Annotated in this window: 9 protein-coding genes; 6 read left to right on the top strand and 3 right to left on the bottom strand. The window is 74.4% G+C overall.

The window, feature by feature from the left end; genetic code table 11:
• Nucleotides 1–190: 190 nt before the first annotated feature.
• From G9H72_RS09205 to G9H72_RS09195, 3 genes are all read left to right on the top strand, one after another.
• Nucleotides 191–1,798: an ABC-F family ATP-binding cassette domain-containing protein gene (locus tag G9H72_RS09205; protein WP_166170153.1), complete on the top strand. Its 1,608-nt coding sequence runs from the start codon at nucleotides 191–193 to the stop codon at nucleotides 1,796–1,798.
• A 196-nt stretch (nucleotides 1,799–1,994) separates the two neighbouring features.
• Nucleotides 1,995–2,210, top strand: coding sequence for a helix-turn-helix domain-containing protein (locus tag G9H72_RS22915; RefSeq protein ID WP_166170151.1), 216 nt, complete (start codon nucleotides 1,995–1,997; stop codon nucleotides 2,208–2,210).
• 150 nt (nucleotides 2,211–2,360) lie between these two features.
• A complete protein-coding gene (locus tag G9H72_RS09195) occupies nucleotides 2,361–4,232 on the top strand; it encodes an ABC transporter ATP-binding protein (RefSeq protein ID WP_166170552.1) in 1,872 nt (623 codons plus the stop codon).
• Between the two features lie 95 nt (nucleotides 4,233–4,327).
• Here G9H72_RS09195 and G9H72_RS09190 read toward each other — a convergent pair whose 3' ends face one another.
• Entirely contained in the window at nucleotides 4,328–4,798 is a 471-nt protein-coding gene (locus tag G9H72_RS09190; protein WP_166170149.1) for a hypothetical protein, read from the bottom strand.
• 701 nt (nucleotides 4,799–5,499) lie between these two features.
• Nucleotides 5,500–9,207, bottom strand: a complete 3,708-nt coding sequence (locus tag G9H72_RS09185; RefSeq protein ID WP_166170147.1) for a tetratricopeptide repeat protein — start codon at nucleotides 9,205–9,207, stop codon at nucleotides 5,500–5,502.
• Nucleotides 9,208–9,431: 224 nt separating this feature from the next.
• On the opposite strand from G9H72_RS09185, the gene G9H72_RS09180 reads away from it, so the two are divergent.
• The 3 genes from G9H72_RS09180 (at nucleotide 9,432) to G9H72_RS22910 (ending at nucleotide 15,629) form a co-directional block, all read left to right on the top strand.
• Complete coding sequence (locus tag G9H72_RS09180; protein ID WP_166170145.1) at nucleotides 9,432–10,280, top strand: MBL fold metallo-hydrolase; 849 nt, start codon at nucleotides 9,432–9,434, stop codon at nucleotides 10,278–10,280.
• Nucleotides 10,281–10,374: 94 nt separating this feature from the next.
• Nucleotides 10,375–12,150 (top strand): S8 family serine peptidase, encoded by a 1,776-nt coding sequence (locus G9H72_RS09175; RefSeq protein ID WP_166170142.1) that lies wholly within the window; start codon nucleotides 10,375–10,377, stop codon nucleotides 12,148–12,150.
• Nucleotides 12,151–12,152: 2 nt separating this feature from the next.
• Nucleotides 12,153–15,629 (top strand): EAL domain-containing protein, encoded by a 3,477-nt coding sequence (locus G9H72_RS22910; protein WP_166170140.1) that lies wholly within the window; start codon nucleotides 12,153–12,155, stop codon nucleotides 15,627–15,629.
• On the opposite strand, the gene G9H72_RS09165 is transcribed toward G9H72_RS22910, so the two are convergent.
• Nucleotides 15,616–16,380 (bottom strand): SDR family oxidoreductase, encoded by a 765-nt coding sequence (locus tag G9H72_RS09165; RefSeq protein ID WP_166170138.1) that lies wholly within the window; start codon nucleotides 16,378–16,380, stop codon nucleotides 15,616–15,618. The two genes, G9H72_RS22910 and G9H72_RS09165, sit on opposite strands and share 14 nt — an antisense overlap.
• Nucleotides 16,381–16,450 lie beyond the last annotated feature (70 nt).

Here is a 16,450-nt window from a genome sequence, read left to right as displayed (position 1 = left end):
GTTCAGCGACGTTAGGTACGTCACGCGCTGATTGTGAGGCCGGAAAACCAGGCCGAGCCGCCGCTGCGTGCTGGCGTAGACTGCTGTCGTGCCTTCCGTCCGTACGCCCTGACGCGCCGGCGTCCGGCCCCGCCCGCTGCGGGACGCCGCCCCCGTCCGCCCGTCGACCCGCCGTACCGGAGAGCCCCTCGTGATCACCGCAACTGGCCTGGAGCTGCGCGCCGGCTCCCGCATTCTGATGTCGGAAGTCTCCTTCCGTATCGCCCCTGGTGACCGGGTCGGGCTCGTCGGCCGCAATGGGGCCGGCAAGACGACGCTCACCAAGGTGCTCGCGGGCGAGGGGCTGCCCGCGGCCGGCACGGTGACGCACTCGGGGGCGATCGGCTACCTCCCCCAGGACCCTCGCACCGGCAATCTCGACGTGCTGGCCCGTGACCGGATCCTCTCCGCGCGCGGCCTCGACGAGGTCGTGCGCGGCCTGCGCGAGGCCGAGGGCCAGATGGCGAGCGTCGACCCCGAGACGCACGAGCGCGCCATGCGCCGCTACTCCCGCCTCGACGCGGAGTTCACCGCCAAGGGCGGCTACGCGGCAGAGGCCGAGGCGGCCACGATCGCCTCGAGCCTCGGGCTGCCCGACCGTGTGCTGGGCCAGCCGCTGCACACCCTGTCCGGCGGCCAGCGTCGCCGTGTCGAGCTCGCGCGCATCCTCTTCTCGGGGACCGACTCGGACACCACGTTGCTGCTCGACGAGCCGACCAACCACCTGGACGCCGACTCGATCGCCTGGCTGCGCGAGTTCCTCCCGCGGCACAAGGGAGGGCTGGTCGTCATCAGCCACGACGTCGGCCTGCTCGAGGCGACGGTCAACCGGGTGCTCCACCTGGACGCGAACCGCGCGACGATCGACACCTACAACGTGGGCTGGAAGGCGTACCTCGAGGCCCGCGAGGCGGACGAGCGGCGCCGCAAGCGCGAGCGGGCCAACGCGGAGAAGCAGGCGTCGGTGCTGCTCGCCCAGGCCGCGAAGATGGGCGCCAAGGCCACCAAGGCCAAGGCCGCCCAGGGCATGGCCAAGCGGGCCGAGAAGATGCTGTCCGGGCTCGAGGACATCCGCGCCTCGGACAAGGTGGCCAAGCTGCGGTTCCCGGAGCCGGCGCCGTGCGGAAAGACCCCGCTCATGGCGGCGGGGCTGTCGAAGTCGTACGGCTCGCTGGAGATCTTCACGGACGTCGACCTCGCGATCGACAAGGGCAGCCGGGTCGTCGTGCTCGGGCTCAACGGCGCCGGCAAGACGACGCTGCTGCGCATCCTCGGCGGCGTCGAGAAGGCGGACACCGGCGAGATCCAGCCCGGCCACGGGCTGCGCCTCGGCTACTACGCCCAGGAGCACGAGACGCTCGACCCCGGGCGGACCGTGCTGGAGAACATGCGCTCGGCCGCCCCGGACCTTCCCGAGCTGGAGGCCCGCCGCGTGCTGGGGTCCTTCCTGTTCTCGGGCGAGGACGTCGACAAGCCGGCGGGCGTGCTGTCCGGCGGCGAGAAGACCCGGCTCGCGCTCGCGACCCTCGTCGTGTCGAGCGCGAACGTGCTGCTGCTCGACGAGCCGACCAACAACCTCGACCCGGCCAGCCGCGACGAGGTGCTCGCCGCGCTCGCCGGCTACAAGGGCGCCGTGGTCCTCGTGACCCACGACGAGGGGGCCGTCGACGCGCTCGACCCGGAGCGCGTCCTGCTGCTGCCCGACGGGGTCGAGGACCTCTGGAACCCGGAGTACGCCGACCTCGTCGCCCTGGCCTGAGAGCAGCGTGCGGCACGTCCTCGGTGGCCGAAGGCCCACCGGGAACGTTTGCACACTGGATCACTAGAAGTTTTCGCTCTGTGACCGCTTCGAGACGTGTTCGGGGCGATCATTCGGGTACACCCCGGACACGCCGCTCCTGATCGTCGGGAGGGGCCGGCACGACCGACGGTGGGACGCCCGAGGAGGCGACGGAGTGGCCGATCAGTTGAGGAAGGGCGCCCGGGTCACAGGCAACGACCGGGCGAAACTCGCCACCGAGCTGAAGCGGAAGTACTCGAGCGGCTCGAGCATCCGGGCCCTCGCCGAGGAGACGGGCCGTTCGTACGGCTTCGTCCATCGGATGCTCACCGAGTCCGGGGTCCAGCTGCGCGGCCGTGGGGGAGCCACGCGCGGGAAGAAAGCCTCGTAACGGGACCGCGCGGCCCTGACGGGCCGTCCGCTCAGCGAGAAACAGGCCCGCGGGCGGGACTTCCCGCCCGCGGGCCCTGTGTTGTGTTGACCGGTCGTCCTGTCAACGGTCCCGGACGGCCGGAGGAGGCACGTGTCGCACTCGCAGTGGATGGCCCTGCGCTCGTACCAGAACGCAGGCAAGGTCGCCGGGCACAAGCTGTCGCGCGGCACGTTGGTGCGGATCCTGCGCTTCGGCAGGCCGTACCGGTTCGAGCTGACCGTGTTCCTCGCGCTGACCGTCGCGAGCGCCGCGATCAGCGTCGTCACGCCCCTGCTCTTCAAGGTCATCATCGACGACGGGGTCGTCCCGCAGGCCAGGCGCGTCGTGGTGATCGGAGCGTTGGCCGTCGCCGGGCTCGCCCTGCTCGACGCCGTGGTCGGGCTCGTCCAGCGCTGGTACTCCGCGCGCATCGGCGAGGGCCTGATCTACGACCTGCGCAGCCGGGTCTTCGGCCACGTGTCCGCGATGCCCATCGCGTTCTTCACCCGGGCGCAGACCGGCTCGCTCGTCAGCCGGCTCAACAGCGACGTCATCGGCGCGCAGCAGGCGTTCACGACGACGCTGTCCGCGGTCGTCAGCAACGTCGTGAGCCTGGTGCTGGTCGTCGCGACGATGGCGTACCTGTCCTGGCAGATCACGCTGGTCGCACTGCTGCTGCTGCCGGTCTTCGTCCTTCCCGCGCGCTGGGTGGGCCGCAAGCTGCAGGCGATCGCTCAGGAGTCGATGCAGCTGAACGCTGCGATGAGCCAGACGATGACCGAGCGCTTCAACGTCTCCGGCGCCCTGCTGGTGAAGGTCTTCGGCCGTCCGGACGAGGAGCAGCGCGACTTCTCCGCCAAGGCAGCCCGGGTGCGCGACATCGGCGTCATCTCCGCGATGTACAGCCGCGTCTTCTTCACCGCGCTCACGCTCATCGCCGCACTGGCCACCGCGCTCGTGTACGGCATCGGCGGGATCCTGGCCATCGACGGAGCGCTCGAGGTCGGCACGCTCGTCGCCCTGTCGGCGCTGCTCATCCGGCTGTACGGCCCGCTGACCGCGCTGTCCAACGTGCACGTGGACGTCATGACCGCGCTCGTGAGCTTCGAGCGTGTCTTCGAGGTGCTCGACCTCAAGCCGATGGTGGACGACCGGCCCGGCGCCCGCGACCTGCCCGCCGACGCCCCCGCCAGCGTGGAGCTGGAGGCGGTGACCTTCCGCTACCCGGCGGGGAGCGAGGTGTCGCTCGCGTCGCTGGAGGCGGCCGGGACGCACGACTCCCGGACGTCCGCGGACGTCCTGCACGAGGTCTCCTTCCGCGTCGAGCCCGGCCAGCTCGTGGCGCTCGTCGGGCCGTCCGGGGCGGGGAAGACGACGATCACCGCGCTGGTCAGCCGGCTCTACGACGCCACGAGCGGGATGGTGCGCGTCGGCGGTGTCGACGTCCGCGACCTCACGCAGCGCTCGCTGCGGGCCGCGATCGGCGTCGTGACGCAGGACGCCCACATGTTCCACGACACGCTCCGGGCGAACCTGCTGTACGCCCGCCCCGGCGCCTCGGACGCGGAGCTGGCCGAGGCGCTGCGCGCGGCACAGGTCTGGGACCTGGTCGAGGCCCTGCCCGACGGGCTGGACACGGTCGTGGGGGACCGCGGCTACCGGCTCTCCGGGGGTGAGAAGCAGCGGTTCGCGATCGCCCGGCTGCTGCTCAAGGCGCCGCGGGTCGTCGTGCTGGACGAGGCGACGGCGCACCTGGACAGCGAGTCCGAGGCGGCGGTGCAGCGCGCGTTCGACACCGCCCTGGCCGGGCGTACGAGCATCGTCGTCGCCCACCGGCTCTCCACCGTCCGCGAGGCGGACCTGATCCTCGTCGTCGACGGCGGCCGGGTCCGCGAGCGCGGGACGCACGAGGAGCTGCTCGCCCAGGGCGGCCTCTACGCCGAGCTCTACCGGACCCAGTTCCGGCTCCAGGACGACGCGGAGCTGTCGGCCTCGGGGTGATCGCCGGCACAGCTGCTCGCCGCTGCCTTTGTTCCACAGCGCCGGCGCGTTCGCGATCGCCCACGTGCTCGTCGCGGAGCTGTGGGCCTGAGCCGCTAACGCTGCTGGTCCCAGCTCCGGTCCCCGTCGACGTAGGCCTCCATCTCGGCGGCCTCGGCCGGCGTCACGTCCGGGTCGAAGTCGAGGTGCTCGCCGGGGAAGACACCCGCGCCACCGGACAGCAGCACGAGCCAGGCTCCCTCGCCCCCGAGCCAGCTCGCGCGGCCCGGGCGTCCGAGAAGCTCCGCCTCCGACGGGTCGAGCAGGTTCTCCACCTGGACCACGCGCACCCACTGCCCGTCCCGGCCGTACGGCGGCCTCGGCACGTCCAGGGACACCAGCTCCACCTCGGCCTCGTCCACCCCGTGCAGGCGCGCGGCACCGCTGCGGGCGAGCGGGCCGAGCCGGCCGGTCTCGGCCGTGGTGCCGACCTCCCGCTCGCCGTCGGGCCCCTGCACGAGCACGGTGTACGAGCGGTCCGGCTCGTGGCGGACCCTGGCGTGGGCCTGAAGCCGGCGTTCGGTCACGGGGCAAGTGTGGCGGGGGCGGGGGAGCGGCTCACTCGTCGAGCCAGGTGGGGGCAGGGTTCCTCCGCGGTTGCGGTCGACGGTGCGCCGGGCGCGGAGCCAGGCGTCCTGGCGGGGGGTGGCGGAACCGGAACAGGCCGGGGCGCGTGGGTCGTGCTCGACAGGCCACTTGTCCTCGTGCGCGGTCCGGTGATGACTCCGGCACAGCAGTATCAAGTTGTCCACATCGGTCGGGCCGTGATCGGCCCGATGAACGACGTCATGGGCGTCCGTCCACGCCGGCGGCCGGGCGCGCCCGGGAAACACACATCCGCCGTCCCGCACGCTCAGCGCTCCGCGTTGAGCACCGGCGACCGTGCGCGCCGTGTCATCGACCGCGAGCGGGTTCCCCGGGCCGAGGAACGTCCCTCCCCCGTCCAGGTGCCCGTATTCCTCGACGTCGAGCATCGCTCCGTCCCCGCCCACCACCGTGCTTGCCAACCACCACGGTGCTGACGGCGGGGTCGCCGCACACCCGGCCAACGCCTCCCGGCCGAGCGACTGGCCCCACATCTGCGGTCAACCGGGACGCGCCGTGCTGGGCCGCCTCGCGGCGCAGCGTGTCGAGCGGGGCGACGAGCTCGGCAGGTGCATCGACCGTTTCGGCACCGGGTGGATGGTGAACATCGCCAGCGCACAGCAACAGGCGGCACGCCAGACGCCTATCCCGCAGTGCACACCCGGAGCGCGAGCGCGAAGGCCTCCGCCGGGTCGAGGGCCTGGCCTGCGGAGCACTCTTTCTCGGCCCGATTCCCGAGCTCCTCGCGCGCGGGGCCGAGCGCCTCCTCCAGCTGGGCCTGCTGGGCGGGGGAGCGGGGGCTGCCGATCTCGTCGCGCAGCCGCTCGGCCGCCGCCACCAGACGGAGCGCAGGCCCGGGCGAGCCCACGAGCCCCGCGAGCACGGCCACGTCCTCGTAGAGGATGCTCAGCGCCCACTTGTCCTCGTAGGCGCGGTAGGACCGCAGGCTCTGCGCGTAGTGGTGGCGGGCGGCGGCGTACTCCTGCAGACCGCGGTTCGCGTTGCCCAGGTTGTTGTGCGAGATGGCCACCATCCAGACGTCGCCCACCTCGACGTTGATCCGCATCGACTCCTCGAAGTGCCGTCGAGCGGTCGCGCAGTCGGACTCGAGCAGGGCGATCATGCCGAGGTTGTTCTGCGAGACGCCGATCGCCCACCGGTCCCCGATCTCGGTACGCAGGGCCAGCGCCCGCTCGTTGAGCTCCCGGGCGCGGGCATAGTCCCCGGCGTACTCGGCGATGACCCCGAGGTTGCTCAGCAGCGACGCGGCGCTCGCCTTGTCGCCGAGGCGGCGCCGGATCACCAGGCTCTGCTCGTACGACGCGCTGGCCTCGGCGTAGTTGCCGCGCTGGGCGGCCAGCGTCCCGCGCTGGTGGAGGACCTGCCCGGTGCCGGCCGGGTGGTCGAGGGCGGCGAAGGCCAGCCCGGCGAGCTCCAGCCCGTCGGCGGCCTCGTCGTAGCGGCCCTGCTTGCGCGCGACCTCGGCCAGGGCGGTGAGGGCCCACGCCACGGTCAGCCGGTCCTCGTGCCGCTCGCCGAGGTCGAGGGCCTCGCGGTAGACCGCCTCCGCCTCCGTCCACGCCCCGGTGAGCTCGAGCACCTTGCCCAGCTTGAGCAGCGTCTCGGCCCGGTGGGCCTCGTCGAGCAGCGGCGTCAGGCGGCCGTAGTAGTCGATGGCGGCGGCGTTCGCGTATGCCGTCCGGGCCGCCTCGGCGGCGCGGGCGAGGTACTCGCGCTTCTTGCCGTCGTTGCCGCTGTGCCAGTAGTGGTGGGCCAGCAGGTCCAGCCGGCGCTCGACGCCAGGGCCCTCGACCGCCTCGATGTGGCGCGCGACCTGCTCGTGCAGGACCGCGCGGACGGCGTAGGGGATGCTCTCGTAGGCGACCTCGCGCGTCACCCCGTGCTTGAAGACGTACGACGCGAGCTCCGCGCCCGGGTCGGGCAGCACGAGCTCGTTCGCGCTGAGCGCGTCCAGGCTGTCGTCGAGCCCCTCGTCGGCGAGCTCGGGATAGGCGCCGCGCAACGTCCGGGTCGAGAACGACCGGCCCACGACGCTGGCCACCTTGAGGGTGCGCCGCGGGCTCTCGGTCAGCGTGTCGATGCGGCTGAGGACCAGGCTCTGCAGGCTCTCGGGCAGGTCGAGCCCGGCGATCGCGGCCTCGTCGTCAGGGGCCACCCCCTGACTGCGCAGGTAGCTGAGCAGCTCCTCGATGTAGAAGGGGTTGCCCTCCGACCGCTCGGCCACCAGCGGCACGAGCGCCGTCGAGGGCTCGCGCACCCCGAAGAGCTGCTCGAGCTTGACCTCGATGAGCCGACGCGCGGCGTGCTCGCCGAGCTCGCCGAGGGCCAGCTCGCTCACGTGCGCCGCCCGGCCCAGCCCCAGGGCGTTCACGGTGTCGTCGGTCGGGCGGTACGCGAGGACCAGCAGAACGCGCAGGGAGGCGGCCGCCGCGACGACCACGTCCAGCAGGTCGCGGGAGAGCGGGTCCAGCCGGTGGCAGTCCTCGAGCACGAGCACGAGCGGCTCGTCGGCGGCGCGGCGGGTGAGGTACTGGGCCAGCATGGCCTCCAGGGAGGCCTTGCGCAGCTTGCCCTCGAAGGACCGGGTGAGGTCGTTGTCCGGCAACGACGTGCCGAGCACCGGCCCGAGCAGCGGCAGACGTGGAAGCAGCTCGGCGTTGCTGAGCCGGAAGTGCCACTCGAGCGCCAGCAGCTGGTCCTGCGCCGACGCCTCCCGGTCCACGCGCAGCAGCCCGGCCCAGATGTCCTGCCAGGCCGCGTAGCTCGTGCTCGTCCCGAAGGCCTGCGCCTCGCCGACGTAGGCGTGGACGCCCTCGGCACGTGCCTGCTCCAGGAGCTCGGAGATCAACCGGGACTTGCCCATCCCCGCCTCGGCGCTGACCGCCACGACCTGGCCGGCACCGGTGACGGCGCGGTGCAGGCGGTCGCGCAGCAGCGCGAGCTCCTCCTCGCGGCCGACGATGGGAAGGGCATGGCGTCGAGCGGCGGGGACGGCCCGTCGGCAGTCGCCCACGAGCCGGCGGACCGCGACCGGGACCGCCTTGCCCTTCACCGGGAGGTCGGGCACCGCCGCCCAGGTGTAGCCGTCGCCGGCCGACCGCGCGACGGCCGCGGAGACGTACACCTCCCCGGGCGGGCAGGCCGCCATCAGCCGGGCCGCGAGGTTGACCGCGTCCCCGAGGCAGCAGAAGGTGCGCCGCGTCGCGTGCCCGTACGTGCCGCTGCGCAGCCGGCCCTGCGCGATCCCGATCGAGATCCCGGTCGCCGCCGTCCGGCTCTCGAGGCAGCGCAGCTCCAGCGCGGCGGCGCAGGCGCGCGCCGCGTCGTCCTCGTGCGCTATCGGCGAGCCGAAGACCGCATAGAGGTACGCCCCCTTGTCCCCGAGCGTCAGCTGAAGCGCGCTTCCGCCGAAGCGGTGGATGACCCGTTGCGCCTGGACGATGAGCTCGTCGAGGTCCGCGGCCGCGGTGGGGGAGTTGTCGTAGTCGATGCCTCCGAAGCGCAGGAAGAGCGGGATGGCGGGCCGGATCTCCGCGAGGAACTCCCCGTGCCCGGCGCGCATCCGTTCGTAGACCGCCGGTAGCAGCCATTGCCGGACCACCTGCTCGGGCAGTTCGGCCTGCTCGGCCCGCAGCGGCGGGGGCTGCACGTCGACGACGACCGCTCGCAGCGCCGCCGCTTCCCGGCCGGACGGGAGCGTCCGTCGCCCGGCCACGACGACGCGCCCGTCGAGGGTGGTCAGGGCGGAGGAGTCGAGGACGACCTCCCCCCGCCCGGCCGTCCTCTCGACGTCGGCCAGGTGGTCCATGAGCGAGCCGGCGAGCACGTCGATCAGCTGGATGTCCGGGTCGCCGACGACGAACCGGCGCGCGGGGCCGACGGCGATGGCGATCTTCATGCCGAGCCGGACCCGCATCCCGGACGGCGTCGTCACCAGGCCGACGTCGTCGAGCGCGGACTGCATCGCCAGCGCGCAGGCAGCGGCGAGCAGTCCGTCGTCGCCGTTCAGCCAGCAGGTGACCGCGTCGCCGCTGAAGTAGATGACGCTTCCGCCGAAGCGGTGGAGCTCGCCGAGCAGCCGGTCGAAGACCCGCCCCAGAGTGGCAGCCAGCTCCTCGGCCCCCCGCTGCGCGCCAAGGTCCTCGACCAGCGCCTCGGTCAGCCGGGTGAAGCCGGAGATGTCGGCGAACAGCGCCGCGCCGACGACCCGCTCGGGCATCGGCATCCCCGCCGAGAGCGCGGCCCGGCGGTCGCCCGGGATGTATGCCTCAGGGTTGTCGTAGCCCCAGGGCGCGGCCGACGCACCCGTCTCGAGCGCAAGGCCGGGCACGCTGCCTCCAGCTAGCTGAGCGCGCGATGCACGGCCGTCGCCCGGCGGGCGCAGCCGTCGCCCGGGGCCAGGGGTGATCGAGGCCCCTCCCGGGCTCGCGCCAGCATAATCGCCCAGAGGTCGCGGACGCCGGAATTGCGTCGCTAGCCTCGGCGGCGACGCGCTCGGCGTCCGGGCCGGCCGAGGCCCGCAGCAGCGGGTCACGGGGGAAGTCGAGGTACGCCGTGAGACTGCTGCTGCTCGGCGTCCGCGGGTCGCTCGCGGCCCCGGGGGCGGACCACGTCCGCTACGGCGGCAACACCTCGTGCGTCGCCGTCTGCCGGGACGACGAGCTCGCGCCCACGCTCTGCCTCGACGCGGGGACCGGCCTGCGCCGGCTGTCGGGGCTGTTGGGCGGCCGTGCGTACTCCGGGGCGATCCTGCTCACCCATCTGCACTGGGACCACGTGCAGGGGATCCCGTTCTTCGCGGCGGGGGACCGCAGCGGGTCGCAGGTCGACGTCTACCTGCCGGCGCAGGACGGCCGCAGCGCCAGGGACCTGCTAAGCCAGTCGATGTCGCCGCCCGCCTTCCCCATCACGCCCGAGGGGCTCCGGGGCAGCTGGCGCTTCCGCGGCCTCGAGCCGGGCCGCCACGTGATCGCGGGCTTCCTGGTGCATGCGGCCGAGGTCACGCACAAGGGCGGGCGCACGTACGGCTACCGGGTGTCCGACGGCGTCTCGTCCTGCGCCTACGTGCCCGACCACGCCCCCGCGCTCGGCTGCCCGCCGGAGGTCGGGGACCTGGTGCGCGACGTCGACGTCCTGCTGCACGACGCGCAGTTCCTCGCCTCCGAGCGCGCGCTGGCCGACGCGTACGGCCACGCCACCGTCGCCGACGCGGTGGCGCTCGCCGTGCAGGCCCGGGCTCGGACGCTCGTGCTGACCCATCACGCTCCCGCGCGGGTGGACGACGACCTCGACGCGCTGCTGCACGGGGCGCGCCGGCTCGCGGCCACGTCCGCCCGGCCCTCTCTGCAGGTGCGCATCGCGTGCGAGGGGGAGACGCTGAGGGTCGGCGGCCTCGACGCCTGAGCCGCGCGAGTGACGTTGCGTGGTCCACTGAGTGCGCAATGTTAGGCGATGCGACGTCGCGGGGTACGGCACCTCCGACGAGGGAGGGCGGTTCATGGTCGCTCGAGCGGTGCGGGGTACCGGCCTGGCCCTGGCGGCCGGGTGCCTCGCCATGGCAGGGGTGCAGGCAGGGGCACAGCAGACGGCGGCGGCACAGCGTGCGGGCGGCCCTTCCGCCGCCGCGCAGCCACCGAGCACACAGCAGGGCCAGGTCGCGCGCGATCTGGACGTCGTGGTGCGCGCGCGCTCGGTGCGAGCCGCCGCCGACGCCGTGCGAGCCGTCGGCGGCACGGTGCGCGACCGGCTGCCGATCGTCTCGGGGGTCGTCGCCACCGTCCCGCCGGACGCGGCACGCGCTGTCGCGAGCGCCCCCGGCGTGGTCGACGTCTCGCCCGACCGCCCGATGCGAGTGCTGGGTGGGGCGGCAGGGGCGGGACCGGCGGCTCCGGGGGTCGCGGCGTACCAGGCCGCGACCCGGGTGGCCGAGCTCGCCGCCGAGGGGAAGGACGGGACGGGCAGCACGGTCGCCGTCGTCGACACCGGCGTGTCCGACGTTCCCGAGCTGGCCGGGCGGCTCGTCCAGGTCCGCGACGAGCGCACCGGCCGGGTGGACTCCTGCTACGACCTGTCCGGCGAGCGCAGCTGCGCCGACGGCTACGGCCACGGGACGTTCCTCGCGGGCCTGATCGCGGGCACCGGCAGCGAGCCGGGGGTCGCCCCGGGCGCCCGCGTGCTGTCGGTGAAGGTGGCCGGCCGCGACGGTGCCACCGACGTGAGCACCGTGCTCGCCGCGATCCAGTGGGTCGTGTCCTTCCGCGACGTCTACGGCATCGACGTGCTGAACCTCTCCCTCGGCACCGACTCCCAGCAGTCCTACCGCACGGACCCGTTGAACTACGCGGTCGAGCGGGCCTGGGAGGCCGGCGTGGTCGTGGTGGTCGCCGCCGGCAACGTCGGGCCGGCGGCAGGCTCGGTCACGAAGCCGGCCGACGACCCGTTCGTGCTCTCCGTCGGCGCCGTCGACGACCGCGGCACCGCGCCCATCGATGACGACGTGCTGCCCGCCTTCTCCTCCCGCGGCCCCACGCGCGACGGCTTCGCCAAGCCGGACATCGTCGCCCCGGGGGCGCGGCTCCGGTCGCTGCGCGCGCCCGGGAGCACGCTGGACGCCAGGTACCCGCCTGCGGAGCAGGGGGCGTACCGCTCGGGCAGCGGCACCTCCATGTCCGCCGCCGTCGTGTCGGGCATTGCCGCGCTGGTCGTGCAGGCCCGCCCGGGCTGGGGCCCGGACGAGGTGAAGCACGCGCTCGTCGCCACGGCCCGGCCGCCGGCCCCCGGCGACGCGACGGCGCCGGACGACGAGGCGGCGGCGAGTGTCGAGGCCGGGGCCGGGGCCGGCATCGTCGACGCGTACGCGGCCGCGCGCGAGGCGCCGGCGGGCAAGGCCAACGTCGGCCTGGAGCGGTCCAGCGGCCTCGGGTCCCTGGTGCTGAGCCGCGGGAGCCTGCAGATGCGCACGGTGGGCGTCGGCGGGCTGCTGCACGGCCTGCTGCTCGACGGCCTGATCACCGCCCAGTTGGCCACGTGGGACCCCGTCGGCTACACCACCGGCGTCTGGGCGGCCCCGACCTGGCTCGCCTCCCCGCTCGGGCGGGTGGCGTTCACCGACGTCACCTGGCCCAACGGCCACAACTGGAGCGGCCACAACTGGAGCGGCCACAACTGGAGCGGTCGCAACTGGAGCGGCGCGTCCTTCTCCGAGCGGCGCGCGGACGACCGGCCGTACGGCGCCACCGGCCCCGGCTCGGCGTGGTACGGAGCCTGGGAGTAGGCGTGGCCCAGGCCCTGCACCAGCAGGTCGAGCGCGCCGGACGCCCGCGACATCCGCGGCTGGAGGTCGCCGCGCTCGGCATCGTGCTCGCCGTGGTGGCGGCCGGCGCCGGGGTCGCGGCGGGCCGGACCGCGCACGCACCGGACGTTCCCGCCCCGCTCGCCGTGGTGGCCCTGACAGCGTGCCTCGCCGTCGCGGGGGCGCTCTGCCTGAAGATCACGACCGGGCGCCAGGCCGACCGGCTCGACCTGTTCGAAGCGGCCGTCCTTCCGGCGCTCGCCCTGCTGCCGGGAGAGCTGCTCGTCGTTCTCGTGGGAGTCGCGAAGGTCGTGTCGCAGGCCGCGCTGCGCGTCCCGGCCGGCAAGGCCGCGTTCAACGCAGCCCAGTGGGGCGCCGCGGTGGGGCTGGCCAGTTGGGTCTTCAGCGCCATGCGCGGCGCCGGCCCGCTCACGCCGGACGACCTCCCGCCCCTGCTGCTGGCCGTCGGGTTGATGCTGGTCGTCAACTCCGCGAGCGTGGGCGTGGCGATCCGGCTGACCGGAGGCGCGCCCGCCGAGGGGGCGACGCGGGCCGGCCTCGGCCGCTCCCTGCTGAACGCGGCGATGACGATCGCCTTCGGCGTGCTCTTCCTCGGCGCGTGGCTCTGGTCGCCGTTCGTGGCCCCGGGCTGCATCGTGGCGCTCGCGGTCCTGCACCTGGGCAGCCGCGCCGTCGCTGCCCAGCACGTGGGCTCCGTCCGGCTGCTGGGGCTGACGAAGGCCCACGGGATGCTCGCCGGGGCGAGCGACCCGCACGAGGCCCTCACCGGCTTCCTGCACGAGCTGCTGCCGGCCTTCGAGTGCTCCGCCGCCCGGCTGCACGTCGTCGCTGACCGCGTGGTGACGACGTACGCCGCCGGGCCGGGCGGCCCGAGCCGCTGGAGCTGCGACGCCGCCGCGGCCCCACCGCTCGCCGCTGCCCTGCTGCGCCAGCGGGAGCCGGTGCGGGTGGTCCGGCCCCGGGCCGGCTCCCTCGCCGCCCTGCTGGTGGGCCGGCTGCCCGGTCGGGCCGGGCGCACCGCCCCCCAGCCCCCGATCCAGCCCCCGATCCAGCCCCCGATCCCGGCCCTGCTGCAGGCCGCCGGCTGGCAGGACTGCCTGGCCGCTCCGGTCCGGGTGCGAGGCCGGCAGGTGGGCGTGCTGTGCACCTTCGACCGGCAGGGGGCCGAGGGCTTCGAGCGCGGTGAGCTCGCCGTGCTCGACGCGGCCGCCGGGGTGCTCGGCGAGGTCCTCGCCCGCGCCGAGGTGATGGACGCGCTCGGCCGGTCCGAGGCGCGGTGGCGGGCTCTCGTGCAGGACGTGTCCGACCTCGTCGTGGTCCTCGACGAGGAGCTGCGGGTGCGCTACGCCAGCCCGGCGGCACGGCCGCTGCTCGGGGTTCCCGCCGGCGCGCTGGAGGGGGAGCCGCTGCTCGCCTTCGTCCACCCGGACGACGCCGAGGAGGCGCGGGACCGGCTGACGCGGCTGCCGCGCGACGGGTCACCGGCGGAGCGGATCGAGCTCCGGCTCGGCCGGCCGGGTGCGTGGAAGCACACCGAGGCCGGCGTGACCGACCTGCGGGGGGACGCCGCGGTCGACGGCATCGTGCTCAGCCTGCGCGACATCACCGAGCGCCGCCGCTCCGACGCCTTCCAGACGCATCAGGCCCGCGTGCTGGAGCTGCTGGCCCGCGGTGAGCCGGTGGACTCGGTCCTCGGCGAGCTGGCCACCGCCCTGGAGGAGCAGCTCGAGGGTGTGGGGTGCGCGGTCCTGCTCGGGACGCTGTCCGACGTGTCGGCCGTCGTGGCGCCGACCCTTCCCGCGGACCACCAGCGGTGCGTGCGCGAAGTCGCCGCGGAGCTGCTCCTGCAGGGTGGGGCCGGCGGCGGGGCGGACCGGCTGGCCGTCATCACCGACGTCGGGACCGACCGGCGCTGCCCGTCCACGGGCGCCGCGGCGCGCGCGGCCGGAGTGCGGGGGCTGACGCTCGTCTCCGCGCCGGTGGCCGAGGGGGGCACGCACGTCGCGCTCGCGCTGGTGCGCTCGACCCCCGGAGCCCCGTCCCGCGAGGCGCTGCGCGCCGCGGCGACGGGAGCCCGCCTCGCCCACCTCGCGGTCGAGCACTCGCGGGCACAGGCCCGGCTCGCGCACCAGGCCGCGCACGACCCGCTGACCGACCTGCCGAACCGCACCGTCTTCCTCGACCGGCTCACCCTTGCGCTGGAGCGGTCGCGACGCGACGGGACCGGGACGCTCGTGCTCTTCCTGGACCTCAACCGGTTCAAGGACGTCAACGACAGCCTCGGGCACCGCGTGGGGGACGAGCTCATCCGGGCTGTCGCGGGCCGGCTCTGCTCGGCGGTACGCCCGCACGACACCGTTGCGCGCTTCGGCGGTGACGAGTTCATCATCCTGTGCGAGGGGGTGCGCAACGAGCCGCACGCGGTCGAGATCGCGGAGCGGGTCAAGGAGGTGCTCGCGCGCCCGTTCGTCCTCGGGGGCACCGAGCTCTTCGTGACGGCCAGCATCGGGATGGCGCTGGGCCGCAGCCCGCTGGACAGCCCCGAGGCCCTGATCGAGAACGCTGACGCCGCGATGTACCGCGCCAAGCAGCGCGGGGACATGTCCTTCGAGGTGTTCGACCAGGCCATGCGGGAGCGGGCGAGCCGACGGCTCGCGACGCGCAGCGCGCTGCACCGGGCGGTCGAGCGCCGCGAGTTCCGGCTCTTCTACCAGCCCATCGTGTCGCTGCCCACCGGCCGGCTCGTGGGCGTCGAGGCGCTGGTCCGCTGGCAGCACCCGGAGGAGGGGCTGCTCGCGCCCGACCGCTTCATCCCGCTGGCCGAGGAGACCGGGCTCATCGTGCCGATCGGCGCGCAGGTCCTGCAGGACGCCTGCCGGCAGGCACGCGCGTGGTCGAGCGGCGACGGGCCGGGGCTGACGGTGAGCGTCAACCTCTCGCCCCGCCAGCTCGACGACCCGCTCCTGCCCGACATCGTGCGTACCGCGATCTCCGGAAGTGGCGTTCGCCCGTCGGCGATCGCGCTCGAGCTGACCGAGACCTCCGTCATGGAGGACGTCGCGGCCAGTGAGGCGATGCTGCACAGCCTCAAGGGCCTGGGCGTGCGGCTCTACGTGGACGACTTCGGCACCGGGTACTCGTCGCTGAGCTACCTGCACCGCCTGCCGGTGGACGAGCTGAAGGTGGACCGGTCCTTCGTGGCCCGCATGGGCACGGCCGGGCGCGACGGCCAGATCGTCGGCGCGGTGGTGAGCCTGGCGCACAGCCTCGGCCTCGTCGCGGTGGCCGAGGGGGTCGAGACGCGGGACCAGGCGCTCGAGCTGAAGGCCCTCGGCTGCGAGAAGGCCCAGGGCTACCACTTCGGCAGGCCGCTCCCGGCCGAGCGCATCACCGAGCTGCGCGCGGCAGGGCCGGCGTCGGCGGTGCTCAGTACGACCTGAGCAGGCCGCCGTCCACGGCGAGCATCGTGCCGGTGACGTAGGACGCCGCGGGCGAGAGCAGGAAGGCCGCGACCCGGCCGAACTCCTCCGGCTCGCCGTACCGGCCGAGCGGGATCTGCCGCTCCCACTCCCGCCGGGAGGTGACGGGCCGGCCGCTGGCGGCGTCGGTCTGCTGGATCCGGGGGGTGTCGATGCGCCCGGGCAGCAGCCCGTTCACGCGGATGTGCCGCCCCGCGAGCTCGTCGGCGAGGCTCTTGGCGACCATCGCCAGGCCGGGGCGGAGCCCGTTGCTCAGCGCCAGGCCCTCGATCGGGGAGCGCACCGACGACGACAGCACGAAGACGATCGACCCGCCCTCGGGCGACATGGCGTTGACGACGGCGCGCGCGGTCCGGACGGCGCCGAGGAACACGGTCTCGAACGCGGCGCGCCACTCCTCGTCGGGGTGGGAGAGGGCCGTGCCGGGCTTCGGCCCGCCGACGCTGATGAGCGCGCCGTCCAGGCGGCCGTACCGGGCGACGGCCGCGGCCGCGACGCGGGTGCCGGTGCCGGGCTCGCCGAGGTCACCGGCGATGGGAAGGGCCCGGTCGGGGCCGCCGAGCTGGTCGCAGGCCGCCCGCAGCGCGTCCTCGTCGCGGGCGCACAGCGAGACCCGCGCCCCGTCCGCCACCAGCGCTTGCGCGGTCGCGAAGCCGAGCCCGCTGCTCCCGCCCGTGACGACGTACGCCCGCTCCTGCAAACCGAGGTCCATGGGTCCATCCTGCCCGGGCAGATCGCGACGACGCGACGAGCCGCACCCGGTGCCGCTCGCGCGGCGCCGG

It is taken from the genome of Motilibacter aurantiacus (assembly GCF_011250645.1).
GTDB classification, from domain to species: domain Bacteria; phylum Actinomycetota; class Actinomycetes; order Motilibacterales; family Motilibacteraceae; genus Motilibacter_A; species Motilibacter_A aurantiacus.
Note: the sequence above shows the minus strand (reverse complement) of the source record. Positions and strands in the feature narration are given on the sequence as shown.